This window comes from Bacillus haynesii (assembly GCF_001969855.1).
GTDB lineage: Bacteria > Bacillota > Bacilli > Bacillales > Bacillaceae > Bacillus > Bacillus haynesii.
Map to the genome: position 1 here is coordinate 115,764 of NZ_MRBL01000018.1, position 15,120 is coordinate 130,883.

Annotated in this window: 14 protein-coding genes; 4 read left to right on the forward strand and 10 right to left on the reverse strand. The window is 45.5% G+C overall.

Annotated elements, in window-relative coordinates; all coding sequences use genetic code 11:
- Positions 1–3 precede the first annotated feature (3 nt).
- Positions 4–1,011: a signal peptide peptidase SppA gene (gene sppA, locus BTA31_RS16685; RefSeq protein ID WP_076793221.1), complete on the reverse strand. Its 1,008-nt coding sequence runs from the start codon at positions 1,009–1,011 to the stop codon at positions 4–6.
- A gap of 193 nt (positions 1,012–1,204) precedes the next feature.
- Here sppA and BTA31_RS16690 point away from each other — a divergent pair, with 193 nt between their 5' ends.
- Positions 1,205–2,002 (forward strand): NAD kinase, encoded by a 798-nt coding sequence (locus tag BTA31_RS16690; RefSeq protein ID WP_043928653.1) that lies wholly within the window; start codon positions 1,205–1,207, stop codon positions 2,000–2,002.
- Between the two features lie 61 nt (positions 2,003–2,063).
- Here BTA31_RS16690 and BTA31_RS16695 read toward each other — a convergent pair whose 3' ends face one another.
- The 7 genes from BTA31_RS16695 to BTA31_RS16725 all read right to left on the reverse strand — a co-directional run bounded on the left by BTA31_RS16695 (position 2,064) and on the right by BTA31_RS16725 (position 9,327).
- A complete protein-coding gene (locus tag BTA31_RS16695) occupies positions 2,064–2,699 on the reverse strand; it encodes an HlyD family secretion protein (RefSeq protein WP_076793222.1) in 636 nt (211 codons plus the stop codon).
- 2 nt (positions 2,700–2,701) lie between these two features.
- Positions 2,702–4,324 (reverse strand): MFS transporter, encoded by a 1,623-nt coding sequence (locus tag BTA31_RS16700; protein ID WP_076793223.1) that lies wholly within the window; start codon positions 4,322–4,324, stop codon positions 2,702–2,704.
- 138 nt (positions 4,325–4,462) lie between these two features.
- Complete coding sequence (locus BTA31_RS16705) at positions 4,463–4,891, reverse strand: MarR family winged helix-turn-helix transcriptional regulator (protein ID WP_043928650.1); 429 nt, start codon at positions 4,889–4,891, stop codon at positions 4,463–4,465.
- Between the two features lie 24 nt (positions 4,892–4,915).
- On the reverse strand, positions 4,916–6,514 hold the full coding sequence (gene mbcS, locus BTA31_RS16710; RefSeq protein WP_076793233.1) for an acyl-CoA synthetase MbcS: 1,599 nt from the start codon (positions 6,512–6,514) through the stop codon (positions 4,916–4,918).
- 132 nt (positions 6,515–6,646) lie between these two features.
- Entirely contained in the window at positions 6,647–6,859 is a 213-nt protein-coding gene (locus tag BTA31_RS16715; protein ID WP_003184396.1) for an alpha/beta-type small acid-soluble spore protein, read from the reverse strand.
- 109 nt (positions 6,860–6,968) lie between these two features.
- A complete protein-coding gene (gene thiI / locus BTA31_RS16720) occupies positions 6,969–8,174 on the reverse strand; it encodes a tRNA uracil 4-sulfurtransferase ThiI (protein WP_076793224.1) in 1,206 nt (401 codons plus the stop codon).
- Between the two features lie 7 nt (positions 8,175–8,181).
- The gene (locus BTA31_RS16725; RefSeq protein WP_076793225.1) at positions 8,182–9,327 is read right to left on the reverse strand and encodes a cysteine desulfurase family protein; all 1,146 of its coding nucleotides are present in this window, start codon (positions 9,325–9,327) and stop codon (positions 8,182–8,184) included.
- A gap of 195 nt (positions 9,328–9,522) precedes the next feature.
- Between BTA31_RS16725 and brnQ the strand changes: the two genes are divergently transcribed.
- The gene (gene brnQ / locus BTA31_RS16730) at positions 9,523–10,860 is read left to right on the forward strand and encodes a branched-chain amino acid transport system II carrier protein (protein ID WP_076793226.1); all 1,338 of its coding nucleotides are present in this window, start codon (positions 9,523–9,525) and stop codon (positions 10,858–10,860) included.
- Between the two features lie 104 nt (positions 10,861–10,964).
- Here brnQ and ezrA read toward each other — a convergent pair whose 3' ends face one another.
- Positions 10,965–12,659: a septation ring formation regulator EzrA gene (gene ezrA, locus BTA31_RS16735; RefSeq protein ID WP_076793227.1), complete on the reverse strand. Its 1,695-nt coding sequence runs from the start codon at positions 12,657–12,659 to the stop codon at positions 10,965–10,967.
- A gap of 187 nt (positions 12,660–12,846) precedes the next feature.
- Between ezrA and hisJ the strand changes: the two genes are divergently transcribed.
- On the forward strand, positions 12,847–13,659 hold the full coding sequence (gene hisJ / locus BTA31_RS16740; RefSeq protein ID WP_076793228.1) for a histidinol-phosphatase HisJ: 813 nt from the start codon (positions 12,847–12,849) through the stop codon (positions 13,657–13,659).
- Here hisJ and refZ read toward each other — a convergent pair.
- Positions 13,652–14,290, reverse strand: a complete 639-nt coding sequence (gene refZ / locus BTA31_RS16745) for a forespore capture DNA-binding protein RefZ (RefSeq protein ID WP_043928645.1) — start codon at positions 14,288–14,290, stop codon at positions 13,652–13,654. The two genes, hisJ and refZ, sit on opposite strands and share 8 nt — an antisense overlap.
- A gap of 128 nt (positions 14,291–14,418) precedes the next feature.
- On the opposite strand from refZ, the gene BTA31_RS16750 reads away from it, so the two are divergent.
- Positions 14,419–14,907: a GAF domain-containing protein gene (locus tag BTA31_RS16750; RefSeq protein WP_043928644.1), complete on the forward strand. Its 489-nt coding sequence runs from the start codon at positions 14,419–14,421 to the stop codon at positions 14,905–14,907.
- Positions 14,908–15,120: the final 213 nt, after the last annotated feature.

Genomic DNA, 15,120 nt, shown 5'->3' on the forward strand with positions numbered 1-15,120 from the left:
CTCCTATTTGGCGTATAAATACATCAGTCTCGGTGCGCCGGATTGAGAAATCGCTTCTTTAATGTTTAAGAAATCAGCTTCGCTTTTAAACATCTTATTTGCAGTCATCGAAAACAGCGACGCAAGTCCGGCTGATTCTTCATAGCTGACAACAGATGCGCCGGCAAGGTTTTTGTGGTCTTTTTTCATCGCTTTGAGCGCATCTTCATAGTAGCCGAGTTCATCAATGAGATGGTTCTGTTTCGCCTGGCGGCCGTCATAGACACGCCCGTCGGCAATTTTTTTCACGTCATTTTCGGACATGTTACGCCCTTCAGCTATGACATCGACAAATCCTTCGTACGCGTCATCGACCATTGACTGCATGATTTCTCTTTCTTTTTTCGTCATATCGCGCGTCGGTGACATGATATCCTTAAACTCACCGCTTTTAATCGTTTCCGTTTTCAATCCAAGCTTCTCTGCAAGCTTGCTGTAGTTAAGGCTTTCCATAATGACCCCGAGTGAACCCGTCAGCGTGTCCGGCGCTGCAAAGATTTTGTCGGCAGGCGTTGAAATGTAATAACCTCCAGACGCAGCCATCGAGCCCATCGATACGTAAATCGGTTTTTTCGTATCTTTTTTGATCTCTTCAAGCTTCTTATGTATTTCAGCGCTCTCGTATACTCCGCCACCCGGAGAATTGACGCGCAGAACAATGCCCTTTACCGCAGAATCGTCTTTTGCTTTTTCAAGCATTTGCAAAAACGATCTGTGGTTATAGCCTTCAGAGCTGAACAGGCCTGAAGCGCCGCCATTGTCAGAAATCGTTCCGTTCACTTCAAGAACGGCGATTTTTCTTGAGCTGTTTCCTTGTTCAAGCACCGTTTCTTCCTGGGTGTCATTGAGGCCAAACTGCATCTTTCCGTCATTCCCCATCGTGTCAAATACTGCTAGCAAAAGGCTCACCACCGCAGATAACGCAAAAACGCCCAGCGCGATGACAAGTGCGATCCATCTTTTCGCATTCATTTTGTCTGTTCTCCTCCTTTGAATAAAAAAAGCTGCATGTCTTAGTACGTATATGAAGAGAAAAAGTTCATTATGATGCCGCTTCATATACAAGAAGTTTTTGGACATGGTAAACTAAGGGTCACAGGTCATTTTAACATAGATGTTAGATGGCAGAAAAATCTAAACTTAACAGACAAAGGGGAGAATGATTGTGACAGACCGCCGAAACATTTATTTCTTTTACAAGAAAAGCGAAGAAACCGACGAGCAGTGCAAAAAACTGAAGCAGCTTGCCGAAGAACACGGATTTCGCGTCGTTCACCACCACAATGAAGCCAATATTATCGCAAGCATCGGCGGCGACGGGACATTTTTGCAGGCGGTTCGAAAGACGAATTTCAGGGATGACTGCCTGTACGTAGGCGTGGCAAAAAAGGGGAAAGCTCATTTGTATGCGGATTTTAATATACATGATACCGATAAAATGATTGAAGCGACAAACTCTGAGCAAATCGAGGTCAGAAAATATCCTCTGATCGATGTAACCGTTGACGGGACCAGCTTTCAATGTCTGAATGAAGTATCCATTCGTTCAAGCATTATTAAAACATTTGTGATGGACGTCTATATTGATGATCTTCATTTTGAAACATTCCGGGGGGACGGAATGATCGTGTCCACTCCGACCGGAAGCACCGCTTATAACAAATCGGTTGAAGGGGCAATCGTTGATCCGCTGCTTCCATGCATACAGGTGACAGAGCTTGCTTCATTGAACAACAACACATACAGAACGCTCGGCTCGCCATTTATTTTAAGCGCCGATCGAAAGCTGACATTAAAAATCGTCCAAGACGGGAACGACTATCCGATCATCGGCCTTGATAACGAAGCCTTCAGTACGATGCATGTGAAAGAAGTCGAAGTCAGCCTCTCCGGCAAGATGATCAAAACCATTAAATTAAAAGACAATTCATTCTGGGAAAAAGTAAGGCGCACATTTCTATAATTTTGAAAACCTTTTCATTTAAAAAGAGCAGGATGATCATCCTGCTCTTTTTTGCGGGTGCTTATAACGAAATTTTCACTTCCGCATTCATGCCGGGCAGCACTTTGGCGGACGGATTTTGAATCGAAATCTTGACTTGAACTTTCTCGGTGACTTTCGTATAGTCTCCGCTTGTCTTCATTTCCGGGAGCATTGAAAATACCGTATTTGTCACATATCCGATCTCTTCGACCTTCCCTTCAAACGTTGCATCAGGGTCCCCGTCGACTGTGATGTCCACTTTGTCGCCTTTTTCGAGATCGCGTAATTCCGTTTCTTTAATCTGAGCCGTAATATAAAGGCTATCCATATCGGCAGTTTGGCCGATGACGTCCCCCGCATTTACGATTTTATGATTGACGGCTGTATTTTTGACGAGTGTTCCGTCAGAAATGGCTTTAACAGCTACCGACTGCTGACCGTCGGATATTTTTCCGAGCCTGTCGCCGTCTGATATATGGTCGCCTTCTTTTACATCCCAGCCGCTTAATTTTCCGGAAGCAGGCGCCGTTATTTTTGTCATATTTGCGGAAACCTTTGCTTCATCTGTCGTGACATAATGTTCATTTTGATAATAGTAATATCCGCATACAGCGACAAGCGCTAAAGTTGCGATAATACCAATCATATTGATGATCATCAAACGTCCTTTACTCATGTTTATCCTATCTCCTTTTGTTGACTTGCTGAAGGGTCGGGCAGGTGAAGGCGCTTCTGAACGAGCGATCTTCCCTTTCCGGTCGCTGCCTTTCCAATTGAAGCCGCAAGCATGATCACGCTTAGCCAGAGCAGTATCGTAAACAAATCGTGATATGCGCCAAGGGCTGAAGCTTTTCTGGCATTCGCAACAATCGTATAGGCCGCCATGTTTTTCGCATCCCCAAGAGAAAGCCCGCTGCTGACAAAATCACGAATCATGTTTGACAATTCCAGCTGAATTTCAGGATCAGCTTCACTGATATGTCCCCTTATCGTCTCGTAGTGCACTGCATTCTTCATTGAAGCAAACCAGCCGATCACCGGTGCAGCCCAGGCACCGGCGAAATTGCGGATAAAATGAAGCGAAACCGAGCGTTTTGAAGCTTGGTGAATATCTCCGGCAAGCGCCGTGCCCAGCGCTCCCGATACCAATACCATGCTGACGCCGCTGCCCAGTAAAACAGCATGAAGATATAACGACTCCATCGAAACACCGGGTTGAACCGATCTCCATTCCATACCGACGATGATCATTTCCAAAGCGCCGATACAGCCGAGCAATCCGGCGCCAAAATGATCATACAAAAGCGTGCTGAGCACGGCTGTAGCTAAAATCCCTGCGAAAAAGCACATATAAAAGCGTGTCATGCTTTCAAAAGAAGCATCTGCAATGTTTTCCAAAAATCCGTTTATCCCGGCAAGAGAAACAATGAGTGCAATGTGCGAAGCAACGGCCATGACTGTCCCGGAAACAGCTTTTGCGGACCACAGCGAACGAAACGGCACAAGAGGTTCCCGGGCGCGCAAGTCTGTGATGACAAACAACGCCAAAATGATGAATCCGGCCAAAAAGAACGGCCACACATAAAAAGAGTGAACACCCGTCTTCTGCAAATTGATAAGCGGCACCGCCAACACAATCATGAGCAATGAGAGCATAAATACACCCGTCTTATCAATCGAATGATGCTCCCGTTCATCCACTGCTTGTTTCGGCAAAGAAAAGAAGCCGATCACAAGGCAAAGGACAGGCGAACAAATATTTAATATAAACACCCAGCGCCATGCATCCGCGCTCAATGACAGGGAACCAAAAACCGCCCCGACGGCAGAGGCGCCGAACAATCCGCTAATAACGAAAAACAAAAACAAATTGCTGACCTTGTTGGGAAACGAAATCAATTTAACAGGAAGAATCGTCAAAAATAACATCCCGGCGCTTAATCCCTGTGTCACCCTTCCGATAAGAAGCGAAATCAAGCCTGTTGAAAATGCATCAATCAGTGAACCGCATAAAAATAAAGTGATGAGGGTCAGGTAGCTGTTCCGAATCCCGAATCTCCTTGAAAATATACGTCCAAGCGGAACACCGAGAGCAAAAGCAAGGTTTGTCAAAATAGACGGAATTCGCATATCGTCCGGTGACAAATGAAGTCCGTTTTGAATGACGGCTTGGCTCAGCGTATAGGAAAGATTGAGAAAATATTGCGGCCCAATAGCCAGTATCGTTAAAACCGAAATGATCAAATATTTCGGAATGCCCATTTTTTTAGAGCTTTGAATCGTCACATCGGATTGACTCAAAAGTGCTCCTCCTTTCGGTTAATATATTTCATATTACAAGTTGTATTATGCAAGTTATATTATACATCCTTCTTTCAATAAATCAACTGATTCAAAAGAAAAAGGCTGATGATCGTCTGACCAACAGCCTTTAGCCAATTATTTGCTCCACTTTTTAAAATCCTGATTCAGTCTGATCAAATGAGTTTCCAACGTGTTCAGTTCTTCTTTTGTCCAATCTTGAAGAACCTCCGTGTATACATGATAGCGGGCCTTTTGCACTTTTTTCAGAGTATCAATGCCCTCCGAAGTCATTTCCACAAGGCTGATCCGGCCGTTGTTAGGGTCAGGAAAACGCCTGATGAGCTTTTTCCGTTCCAAAGCTGAAACCTGTCTGCTTGCTGTCGAAAGATTCAGCATTAAAGTTTCAGCCAGCGAGTTGATGGCAAGAGGACTTTGCTTATCAAGCTCGCTTAACAGCAGATATTCCGAGCGGTCCAGACTCCCAAACCGCGGACTGTAGGCCGTCGTCAGACGGACTAAAAGCGCGATTTCCTTCTCGATGTTTCGGAGTGAGTCATGCCCCAACGGATATTCCCCCCTCTTCTGTGGTTATTCAGCTTTCGTTTTAAGTGCGATTTCCCGTTGTCTTAGTTCAAAGCGCTTGATTTTCGCCGAAGGCGTTTTCGGCAGTTCTTCGATGAATTCTATCTCCCGGGGGTATTTATAAGGGGCCGTCATGGCTTTCACATGATTTTGTAATTCCTTTGTCAGGTGTTCATTCCCGCGAGATCGGTCCTTTAGGACAACATATGCTTTCACGATCGATCCCCTGATTTCATCAGGGCTTGCCACAACAGCACATTCTTTGACCTCAGGATGCTTGATCAGCGCATCTTCAACTTCAAACGGGCCAATTGTATACCCTGAGCTGATGATCACATCGTCATTGCGGCTTTCAAACCAGAAATAGCCGTCTTCATCCTTTCGCGCCTTATCCCCTGTTATAAAGTAATCCCCTCTTCTTTGGCGGAGGGTTCGTTCTTGATCTTTGTAATATTCTTTAAAGAGAGCCGGCGTGCTTAAGTGGACGGCGATATCGCCCGTTACGCCCGGCGGACAGCTCTTTCCATTCCCGTCTATAATATCAACCAAGTTTCCAGGCGTCGGTTTCCCCATGCTTCCAGGCTTGATTTTCATTCCTTTTAAGATCCCCACCAACAGCGTGCTTTCCGTTTGTCCGTATCCGTCCCTCACAGCAATATGAAAATGCTTTTTAAATGTATCAATGACTTCCCTGTTCAACGGCTCCCCGGCCGAAACAGCGCTGTGCAGAGAAGACAGGTCAAAGCGGGACAAATCATTGACTTTCGCCATGAACCGATACTCTGTCGGCGTACAGCACAGCACATTGACTTGATGGCGCTCAATCAGCCGCAAATACGTTTCCGGCGTGAATTTTCCATGATAGATAAAGCCTGTTGCGCCACTGCCGAGCACTGCTAAAAACGGGCTCCACACCCATTTTTGCCAGCCCGGCCCTGCTGTCGCCCAGACGAGATCCCCTTCCGAAATATCAAGCCATGCGGAAGCTGTCGTTCTTAAGTGAGCATAAGCCCAGCCGTGTGTATGTACAACTCCTTTTGGCTGACCGGTCGTGCCGGATGTGTAAGATAAAAATGCGATGTCATCGCGTGAGGTATCAGCCGCTTGAAAATCCGTCACAACGGCCTGATCCATTTCTTCGAGCAGGTTGATCCACCCTTCACTGCTTTCTCCGACGGCAAATAACGACAGTTCATCTTTTGAATGAACATCTAGAAAAGCACCAAGAAATGCTGAATATACGACGGCTCCTTTGACGCCGGCATGCTTGATCCTGTAATCCAAGTCTTTCGCCCGGAGCATTTCGGAACATGGGATGACCACCATTCCAGCTTTTAAAATGGCCATGTATACGGCATACGTCTCCGGTATCCGCGGCATCATCACAATAAGCTTGTCACCTTTTTTCAGTCCAGAACGGGTCAATATGCTGCCGATTTTGTAAGCCTTTTCAATTAGTTTTTCATAGGTCCATGACACTTGACGCCCTGATTCATCTTCCCAGATCAATGCGGTTTTATCGCGGGAAGATTTAAATTTTTCAATTTCATCAACCGCATTATACGTTTCCGGCGCAATCAAATCTTCTCTTCTCAACCCTTCCATCTCCTTGTCTTGTGCCATCTTTTTATTATACATAATCCTTTCATACAATTGTATTCCGAAATGCCTATTTTGCAGAACATAAAAAAGAGTGGGGATTAACCCCACCCATTATCCATTGCTTTTTAATTTTAATTATTGTTGTGTTCCACCCATTTGCTGTTGAGCGAAAGAAACTAAACGCTTAGTGATTTCTCCTCCAACTGAACCGTTTGCACGAGAAGTAGTTTCTGCTCCAAGGTTAACGCCAAATTCAGAAGCGATTTCGAATTTCATTTGGTCGATAGCTTGAGCAGCACCAGGAACCAATAGTTGGTTAGAACTGCTTTGTCTGTTGTTTTGAGCCATGTGTTCTCACCTCCTTGTGAGTATAGATTGTGTAAAAACACATGACTTCATACAAAGAATGTTTGGTAATTGTATGCAAAAACAGACAAAGGCATTTTAATGAATTCCTTTAGAAAAAGTCCGCAAATTGATCTTTCGTGTCCGCTTTGCTGCTCAAAACAATCGTTTCCGTGTTTTCCACAGCTTCGTTGATGAGCAGTTCGAAATCTGTGTAGCTTTCAAAGTGTTCGATTTTTTCTTTTTTCGGACGCGTTTTCGGCGCAGAAGGCGTAAAGATCGTGCAGCAGTCTTCGTACGGACGTATGCTGATATCGTACGTATCGATTTCCTTCGCTTTTTCGATGATTTCCGTCTTATCCATGCCGATTAGAGGGCGCAAAACCGGCGTGCTCGTGACCGCGTTGATGGCATACATGCTTTCAAGCGTCTGGCTTGCCACCTGGCCGAGGCTTTCCCCTGTAAAGATCGCAAGCGCGTTATGGCGTTCGCGCAGTTTGTCGGCGATCTGCAACATCAGTCTTCTCGTCGCCGTCATGGAATAGTTCTCGGGAATCTGCTTTTGAATGAGCTCTTGGGTTTTTGTAAACGGAACGATATGAAGCTTGATGTCTCCGCCAAAAGCTGTAAGCCGCTTAGTGAGATCGATCACTTTTTGCTTGGCCCGCTCGCTTGTATATGGCGGGCTGAAAAAGTGAACAGCTTCGATTTCGAGCCCGCGCTTCATGGCATAGAACCCGGCAACAGGGCTGTCGATTCCGCCGGATATCATAAGCATCGCTTTTCCTCCGCTTCCGACCGGCAGTCCGCCCGCACCTTTTTCATCCCGGAATGTCAAATACGTGGCATCTTCCCGAATTTCGATCCGCAAATGGATGTCCGGGGAATGAACGTCAACGGTAAGATCATCGGTGTTGCGCAAAATGTGTCCGCCGATTTCGGCATTCATCTCATTTGTGTTTAATTCAAACTGCTTATAAGCCCTTTTCGTCGATACTTTAAAGGTATCTCCGGGCTTGTATTGTTCTTGAACAGACGCGAGCGCTGTCTCTTTAATGCTTTCCAGATCTGTCCGGCACTTCACGGCAAGACTGAACGATTGGATGCCGAAAACGTGTTTCAGACGGGCCATTACAGCTTCCGCGTCTTCTCCGTTTAATACGAGCGTCATTCTGTCGCGTGTTGATTCATAACGGACCTTGCGGAAATCGCGCAAGACCATTTTGATATTTCTTTTCAGGCGATCGACAAAAAGCTTTCTGTTCTTTCCTTTTGTTGAAATTTCGCCAAATCTGATTAAAATGTAGTCCTCTTTCATTGTGCCTCTACCTCATAATTCCTTTTAGTTTGTGTAAACTTTCTTTTAAGGCCGTCATAAACGGGCCGACAAGCTCCTGATTATCCCGGTACGTCATGCTGATTCTGATGCTGCTTGCGGCTGCATCTTCACCTTTTCCCATTGCTAAAAGCACCTTGCTCGGCTTATGCTGTTTTGAAGAGCATGCTGATGTCGTCGATACGAAAATATCCCGCTCTTCTAGCATATGCAAAAGGACCTCAGCCTTCAATCCCGGCACGGAAAAATTGATGATATGCGGCGCGCTGTTTTCTTCCGGCGTATTTAATATAACACCTTTTAGCTCTTTTAGCTCCTTGATAAAAGCCGATTTTGCCGCCTTTATTTCTTCTATATTATGGTTATAATCCTGTTTTGACATATTGATCGCTTTTGCAAGCGTAACGGCGCCGGCGGTATTTTCAGTTCCGGCACGCCTGTTGTTCTGCTGTTCTCCTCCAGAAATCAAAGGAAAAAGCGAGATCCGTTCGTTCAGAATGAGCGCCCCTGTTCCTTTTAAGCCGTGAAACTTGTGGCCCGATATCGTACAAAGGTCAATGTCTGCACCGGAGATGTCCAGCGGAACCTTGTTAATGCCCTGAACGTGATCAACGTGAAAGTATGCCCTTGTGTTTTCTTTCACGATTTTGCCGATGTCTTCCACAGGCTGGATGACGCCTGTTTCATTGTTGACGTGCATGATGCTCACCAGAATCGTGTCTTTGCGGAACGCTTGTTTCAAGTCTTCAAGCGAAACAAATCCGCGGCCGTCGACAGGAAGATATGTAACCTCAAAGCCGAAGGCCGTCTTCAGCTGCTCCAAGGATTCCGTCACAGACGGGTGTTCAATGGAGGAAGCAATGATATGCTTTCCTTTTTGCGCATGTGCCAAAGCAATGCCTTTAAGGGCCATGTTATTGGCTTCTGAAGCGCCGGACGTAAACACGATATCATGATTTTTTAGCGAAAGCGCCGTTTTGATCTGTTTCCGCGCTTCAGAAAGCAATTGATCCGCTTCAATACCGTGGCGGTGCAGTGACGACGGATTGCCGAAGAAGCGCTGATTTACTTGTTCATAAATTTGTAATAATTCAGGATATGGTTTTGTTGTTGAACTATTATCAAGATAAATCATGATCTACTCCTTTAAAAATGAACGTTCTTTTTCATGACTGTATATGTTATCATATCAACTTGTAATTGAAAATTAAAAATAAATGTTTGACTTCTCTGATTTTTAAAATATAATAGTCTTTGGACTTTTGTCATATTATATCACGAAAATAAATTGACAGAAAATTTAAACAAAACCATCAGGAGGTTCTTTTTAATGAAAACTTCACTATCCGCTAAGGAAACGACGGCGATTGGGCTTATGCTGTTCGCCCTCTTTTTCGGAGCGGGAAATATGATTTTTCCTCCCCAGCTAGGTCAAGCTGCCGGAGAGAATGTCTGGCCGGCTATCATCGGATTCCTGCTGACAGGCGTCGGCCTTCCGTTGCTAGGCGTCATCGCAGTTGCTCTAAAAGGGAGTGCAAAAGGCCTAGCTGACAAAGCCCATCCGGTCTTCGGCACGATATTAATCGTCAGCATTTATTTAACGATCGGACCTTTGTTTGCCATTCCGAGGACAGGAAACGTTTCATACGTCATAGCGGTTGAGCCGTTTTTAGGAAAACATTCATCAAGTCTTTATCTGTTTATCTTTACCCTGATATTTTTCGGGATCACTTATTTCTTGGCTTTAAACCCAAGCAAACTTGTTGACCGTATCGGTAAAATTTTAACACCGATATTATTGACTGTAATCGCAATATTAGTCATCAAAGCGTTTATCACCCCGATGGGCAGCATCGGATCTGTGTCAGAAGCCTATCAATCCACTCCTCTGTTTGTCGGATTTTTAGAAGGGTACAAAACGATGGATGCGATCGCTTCAATCGTATTTGGAATTGTCGTCATTACGGCGATTAAAGACCGCGGCGTCACAAATCCAAAGTCAATCGCCGCTTCATGCATCAAAGCGGGAATAGTCGCTGCAGTCGGTCTCGGACTCGTTTATGTTTCTCTCGCTTATTTAGGAGCGACAAGCGTTGAAACCGTCGGTTCGCTCGACAACGGCGGCGAAATATTGTCCAAAGCTTCCGCGTATTTGTTCGGCTCGCTTGGAAATGCCGTGCTCGGCATCGCGATCTTGTTCGCCTGTCTGACGACGAGCGTCGGACTCGTTTCTTCTTGTGGAGAGTATTTTTCAAAGCTGATTCCGAAGCTCTCTTACAAAGCTGTTGTCATCATTGTGACGCTTTTCAGCCTTGTGATTGCCAATTTCGGACTGACAGAAATCATCTCGTTTTCCGTACCGATTCTGTCGGCGATTTATCCGCTTGCGATCGTCGTCGTTTTGCTCTCATTCATTGACAAGCTGTTTGATGAACGGCGCGAGGTCTATATCGGCGCCCTTATCCCGACGGGAATTCTGAGCATCATCGACGGATTAAACGCGGCGAAAATCCCGCTGGGTCCGGTTAACGATATCTTAAAAGCGAATATCCCGCTGTTCAGCATGGGTGTAGGCTGGGTCGTTCCGGCTGTTATTGGCGCAGTGATCGGTTACATTGTGACATTTTTTATCGCTTCGCCGAATGACAAATTAAAGAAAGTCAGCTGATCTTTGCAAAAACAGCCCTGTTCAGAAACAGGGCTGTTTTTTATCTTTCATTGCAGCTTTATACAAAAAACCCGGCACGTGAAAATACGTGCCGGGTTTTTGCTTTATTCAGGCTGCTTCGCGTCCGCTTCAAGCCGGGCCACTGCTCCAGGCGACGCTTTTTCGACCGCTCTGGCGGCAATGTCGTAAGCCTCTTCATACTGATATGCGTAAAAGCAGTTTTCTGCTTCTTTCAGCTGTTCGGAAAGGATCCGGTCCTGACTTCTGAAGCGGTTGCCGTATTGAATGATGCGTTCGATCAGCAAAACCATTTCAACCAGATCATCCGTCTTTGTTTTCACTTCCGTGACAAGCTGTTCCGCCTCTTGAAGACGTTCGTTCACCGCATCCATGTTCAGCGGCAGCTCATTCAGCTGTTCTGTCACTTTCTGCACCGTCGTCTGCGACTGTCGGATCTGTTCGGTTATGGTCTCCGGAATGCCTGGTACATTGCTTTTCTCCAGGCTCCGCGCCGTATCTTTGATCGTCTGCTTCAATTGCTTGAGTAGCTCTCTTGCCTGAAGCTCTTCTTTTCTCAGTGTTTGCAGCATGTCCCTGTATTCGTCATGCTCCCGTTGAGCGGCTTCCATCTGCTTTTCGATATCGGCAAGCTCTTCTTTTAACAGCGAGTAGGCGACATGTTTCTGATCAAGCCTTTCTCTCACTTGTTCGAACTGCTTTTCGACCATTTCGAGGCGCTTTTCATATGACTGCTGCTTCTCCAGTTCGCCGGTTGTCAGTCTGTAGCCTTTTTTGACGAGCTCGGTTTCAGCTTCGGTATCCTTTTTGGAGGCTTCAAGCTTTTCCAATGCAGCGGCAAGCTCAGGCACTTTACCGAAAATTTCCTGCCCCGCTTCGACTTCATGCTCCAGCTGGTTATACAGCGTCTGGATCGTTTCATCAATCATCTGCACGATGGCGGCGGCTTCTTCTAAATCAAGCTCGCCCAAAAGTGCATCTTCAGCGCGCTTCAATTCTTTCAAAAGGTTTTCGAGCTCCTTCTCCACTTGAATATGATCGAGCTTATACCCTTTATCGATCATTTCCTGATAGCCGGCTTTCAATTTGGCGAGTTCCTGCGGAACGGTCTGCTTGCAGCTTGCAAGCAGTTTCGGCACATCGTCTATGTATGATTGAAGCTCTTCAAGCAAACGGTCTTGGGCGAGCAGCACCTTCCTGGCTTCTATATAATTTCCGCCTTCTGTTTCCTCTTCAAACTGTTTAATGCCTTCCCACACGGTATCGAGGTCGGCTTCAATTTTCGCATAGAGGTCTCCGTACAGGTGGCTGTATGCCAAGAGGTTTTTCCGCACTTTTGTATACCGTTCTTTTACCTCTTCGATTTCTTTGCGGTTCTGCTCTTCGCTTGAGACAAGATCGGCGATTTCCTTTAAGATGTCTTCAATGTTGGATTCAGCCGCTGATAAAAGATTTTCAATATGCGCAAGCACCTGTTTCGATTTTTGAAAACGGTATTTGTCAGCGCAATCCTCGGCTTCAAACAGAAGCTCTTCGACCTTGGGCATATGCGAGGTGACGATTTCATCCCATTCCCGGCGCCACCTTTCAAAGAATTCCTCAGTCTGCCCCGTCATTTTCAGATGCTTGATTTTTGACATTTCTTCCACGATCGAACGGTTCATGATTTCGATTTTCCAAGCTTCTAAACGGTCGATCTCTTTATATATATTTTTTCTGAATAAGTAGCCCGTAGCGAATAAGATTAAAAATAACGCCAGTAAGCCAATGACAAACTCCATAATGAGCCCCCTTGCTGTTTATCTGTTCTGTCAGGGTATGATATTTGAAATTGTTATGTAAAAATGAAGTTAAACTATCGTTTTCATTGTTCTTATGATACCATGTAACCAACATTTTTTGAGCAGAATTTTTAATTTTTTTACATCAAAGTGACAACATCTGACTATTTTTTTACGGGGTGACATCATGCTGAAACGAGACGGTCATGTTCATTCTCCCTTTTGTCCGCACGGATCAAAAGACGAATTCAGATATTATATAGAAGAATTATGCAAAAAAGGCTTCCGATCTGTATCCTTTACTGAGCATGCGCCGCTTCCGCCTTCATTCATTGATCCGACTCCGGAGAAAGACAGCGCCATGCCGATCTGCGAGCTGGACCGCTATATTGAACAGCTGACCGAACTGAAGGAAGAATACAAAGGACAGCTCGACATTTTGATCGGTCTTGAAGTCGATTATATCCGCGCTTTTGAACACGAAACCAAAGCTTTTCTCGATCAGTACGGCACATATCTTGACGACAGCATTCTTTCCGTTCATTTTTTGCCGGCCGGATCTTCTTACATCTGTCTTGACTACGATGAAAAAGCGTTTCAGCAGCTGATCGACTGCTACGGCAGCATAGAACAGGTCTATCTCGCCTATTATGACGAAATCTATTCTTCCATTGTATCACCGCTGGGAGCATTTAAGCCAAATCGAATCGGCCACATCACGCTTGCGAAAAAATTTGTGAAGCTGTTTCCGTATAAGATGTCAGAAAGCGTCAAAAAATTGGTCTCCTCCTGTCTGGATGAAGCCGCTAAACGTGGACTCGAACTTGACTTTAATACGGCCGGCCTCCGCAAGCCTTATGCAGGCAACGTCTATATGGAAGAATGGATGATAAAAGAAGCGGAACAAAAAAACATCCCGCTTGTCTTTGGGTCTGACGCCCATCAAGCACAGGATGCCGGATTTGGTTACGAACATTTTGAGAACCGCTTTGCTAAATAACGGCGGCTTGACGACGCTCTCTGTACAACAGACTGAGAAGCCATGTTTTGACTTCCTTGTAATACGCCTGATAAAAGTACGGCTCGTGCGGCTGTACATAAAGCACTTCTGAAATATATTGGGGCTGCAGATAAGGCATCATTAAAAGCGACTTCAGCTGAATCATAAAATGAGAAAGGGGAAAACGGGAAAATTCGTTATCCTCTTTTCCCTTTTCAATGATCAGATGGAGAATATACTTTTCTTTTGTTAAATATGTCGACATCACTTCACGATTCAGTGTGGAATCAATCGTGACTTCACGATAGACAAACCGAGTTAATTGACGGTGCTCATGCTGATACGATAGAATATCAAAAACCAATTGAAGAAGGCAATCCGTTGCACCTGCATCCTGAAGGCGTTCATGACCCTTTTCAAGAATTCTTAAATAGCCTTCATAAAAACGGGATACTAAATGCTCCATTAAACCGCCTTTTCCATTAAAATAATAGGAGATGTGGGCGACATTGACATTGGCTGCTCGGGCAATTTCGCGGACGGATGTTCCTGAAAAACCTTTTTGGTTGAACAGCTCCACGGCAGATTCGATGATCCTGTCCTTTGTGGTTGAAATAGCGTTTGATCCCATCTTGTTTCACCCCTTCTTACTAAAAACAATTCCACTTCAAGCGGAGTTGTTCCTGTAAAAAGTGCTCGACAAATAGCATCACGGCAAGCACGTTTTTGCCATTTCAAAGAAAAAGCGAGGGAAATATAATGTTTCATGTCGAAAAAACAGAAGGCAGCAAAGAAAAAAAATACGAGCTTCTCCTCAAACAAATCGATGCGCTGACAGAAGGCGAACCTGATATGATCGCCAATACAGCAAACGCCTCCGCTCTTTTGTATCAATCATTGGAAGACGTCAACTGGGCAGGCTTTTATTTTGCCAAAGACGGTGAGCTTGTGCTGGGGCCGTTCCAGGGACTTCCTGCATGCGTAAGAATCCCGTTCGGGAAAGGCGTCTGCGGCACCGCTTATACAAACGGCCGGGTCGAGCGTGTTGAAGATGTGAACGCATTCCCCGGACACATTGCGTGTGATGCGGCATCCCAATCCGAAATTGTAGTTCCGCTTGAAGTTGACGGGAACATCATCGGAGTACTCGATATCGACAGCCCGATTAAAAACCGCTTCGATGAAACAGATGAGTATTATTTGAGAAAATTCACAGAGAAGCTTGGAGAGCGTTTAAGCTCAGCGTGACCCGCAACCTTTGCAGTCTAGGAAGGCCGAGCATCGGAACGGACTTTTACAGGAGGTAATGACGGCGTCGTTCAGGCGGGACGCCTGGACGGTTAGTCGCCGATCCTTCTCCTATTCGTGAACACCGACTTAGCAGGCCTGACAATTGAATGCGAGGGTTTGTCGACACGCAGAAAGAGCCGGTAAATCCGGCTCTTTCAGACCGTTGACAAA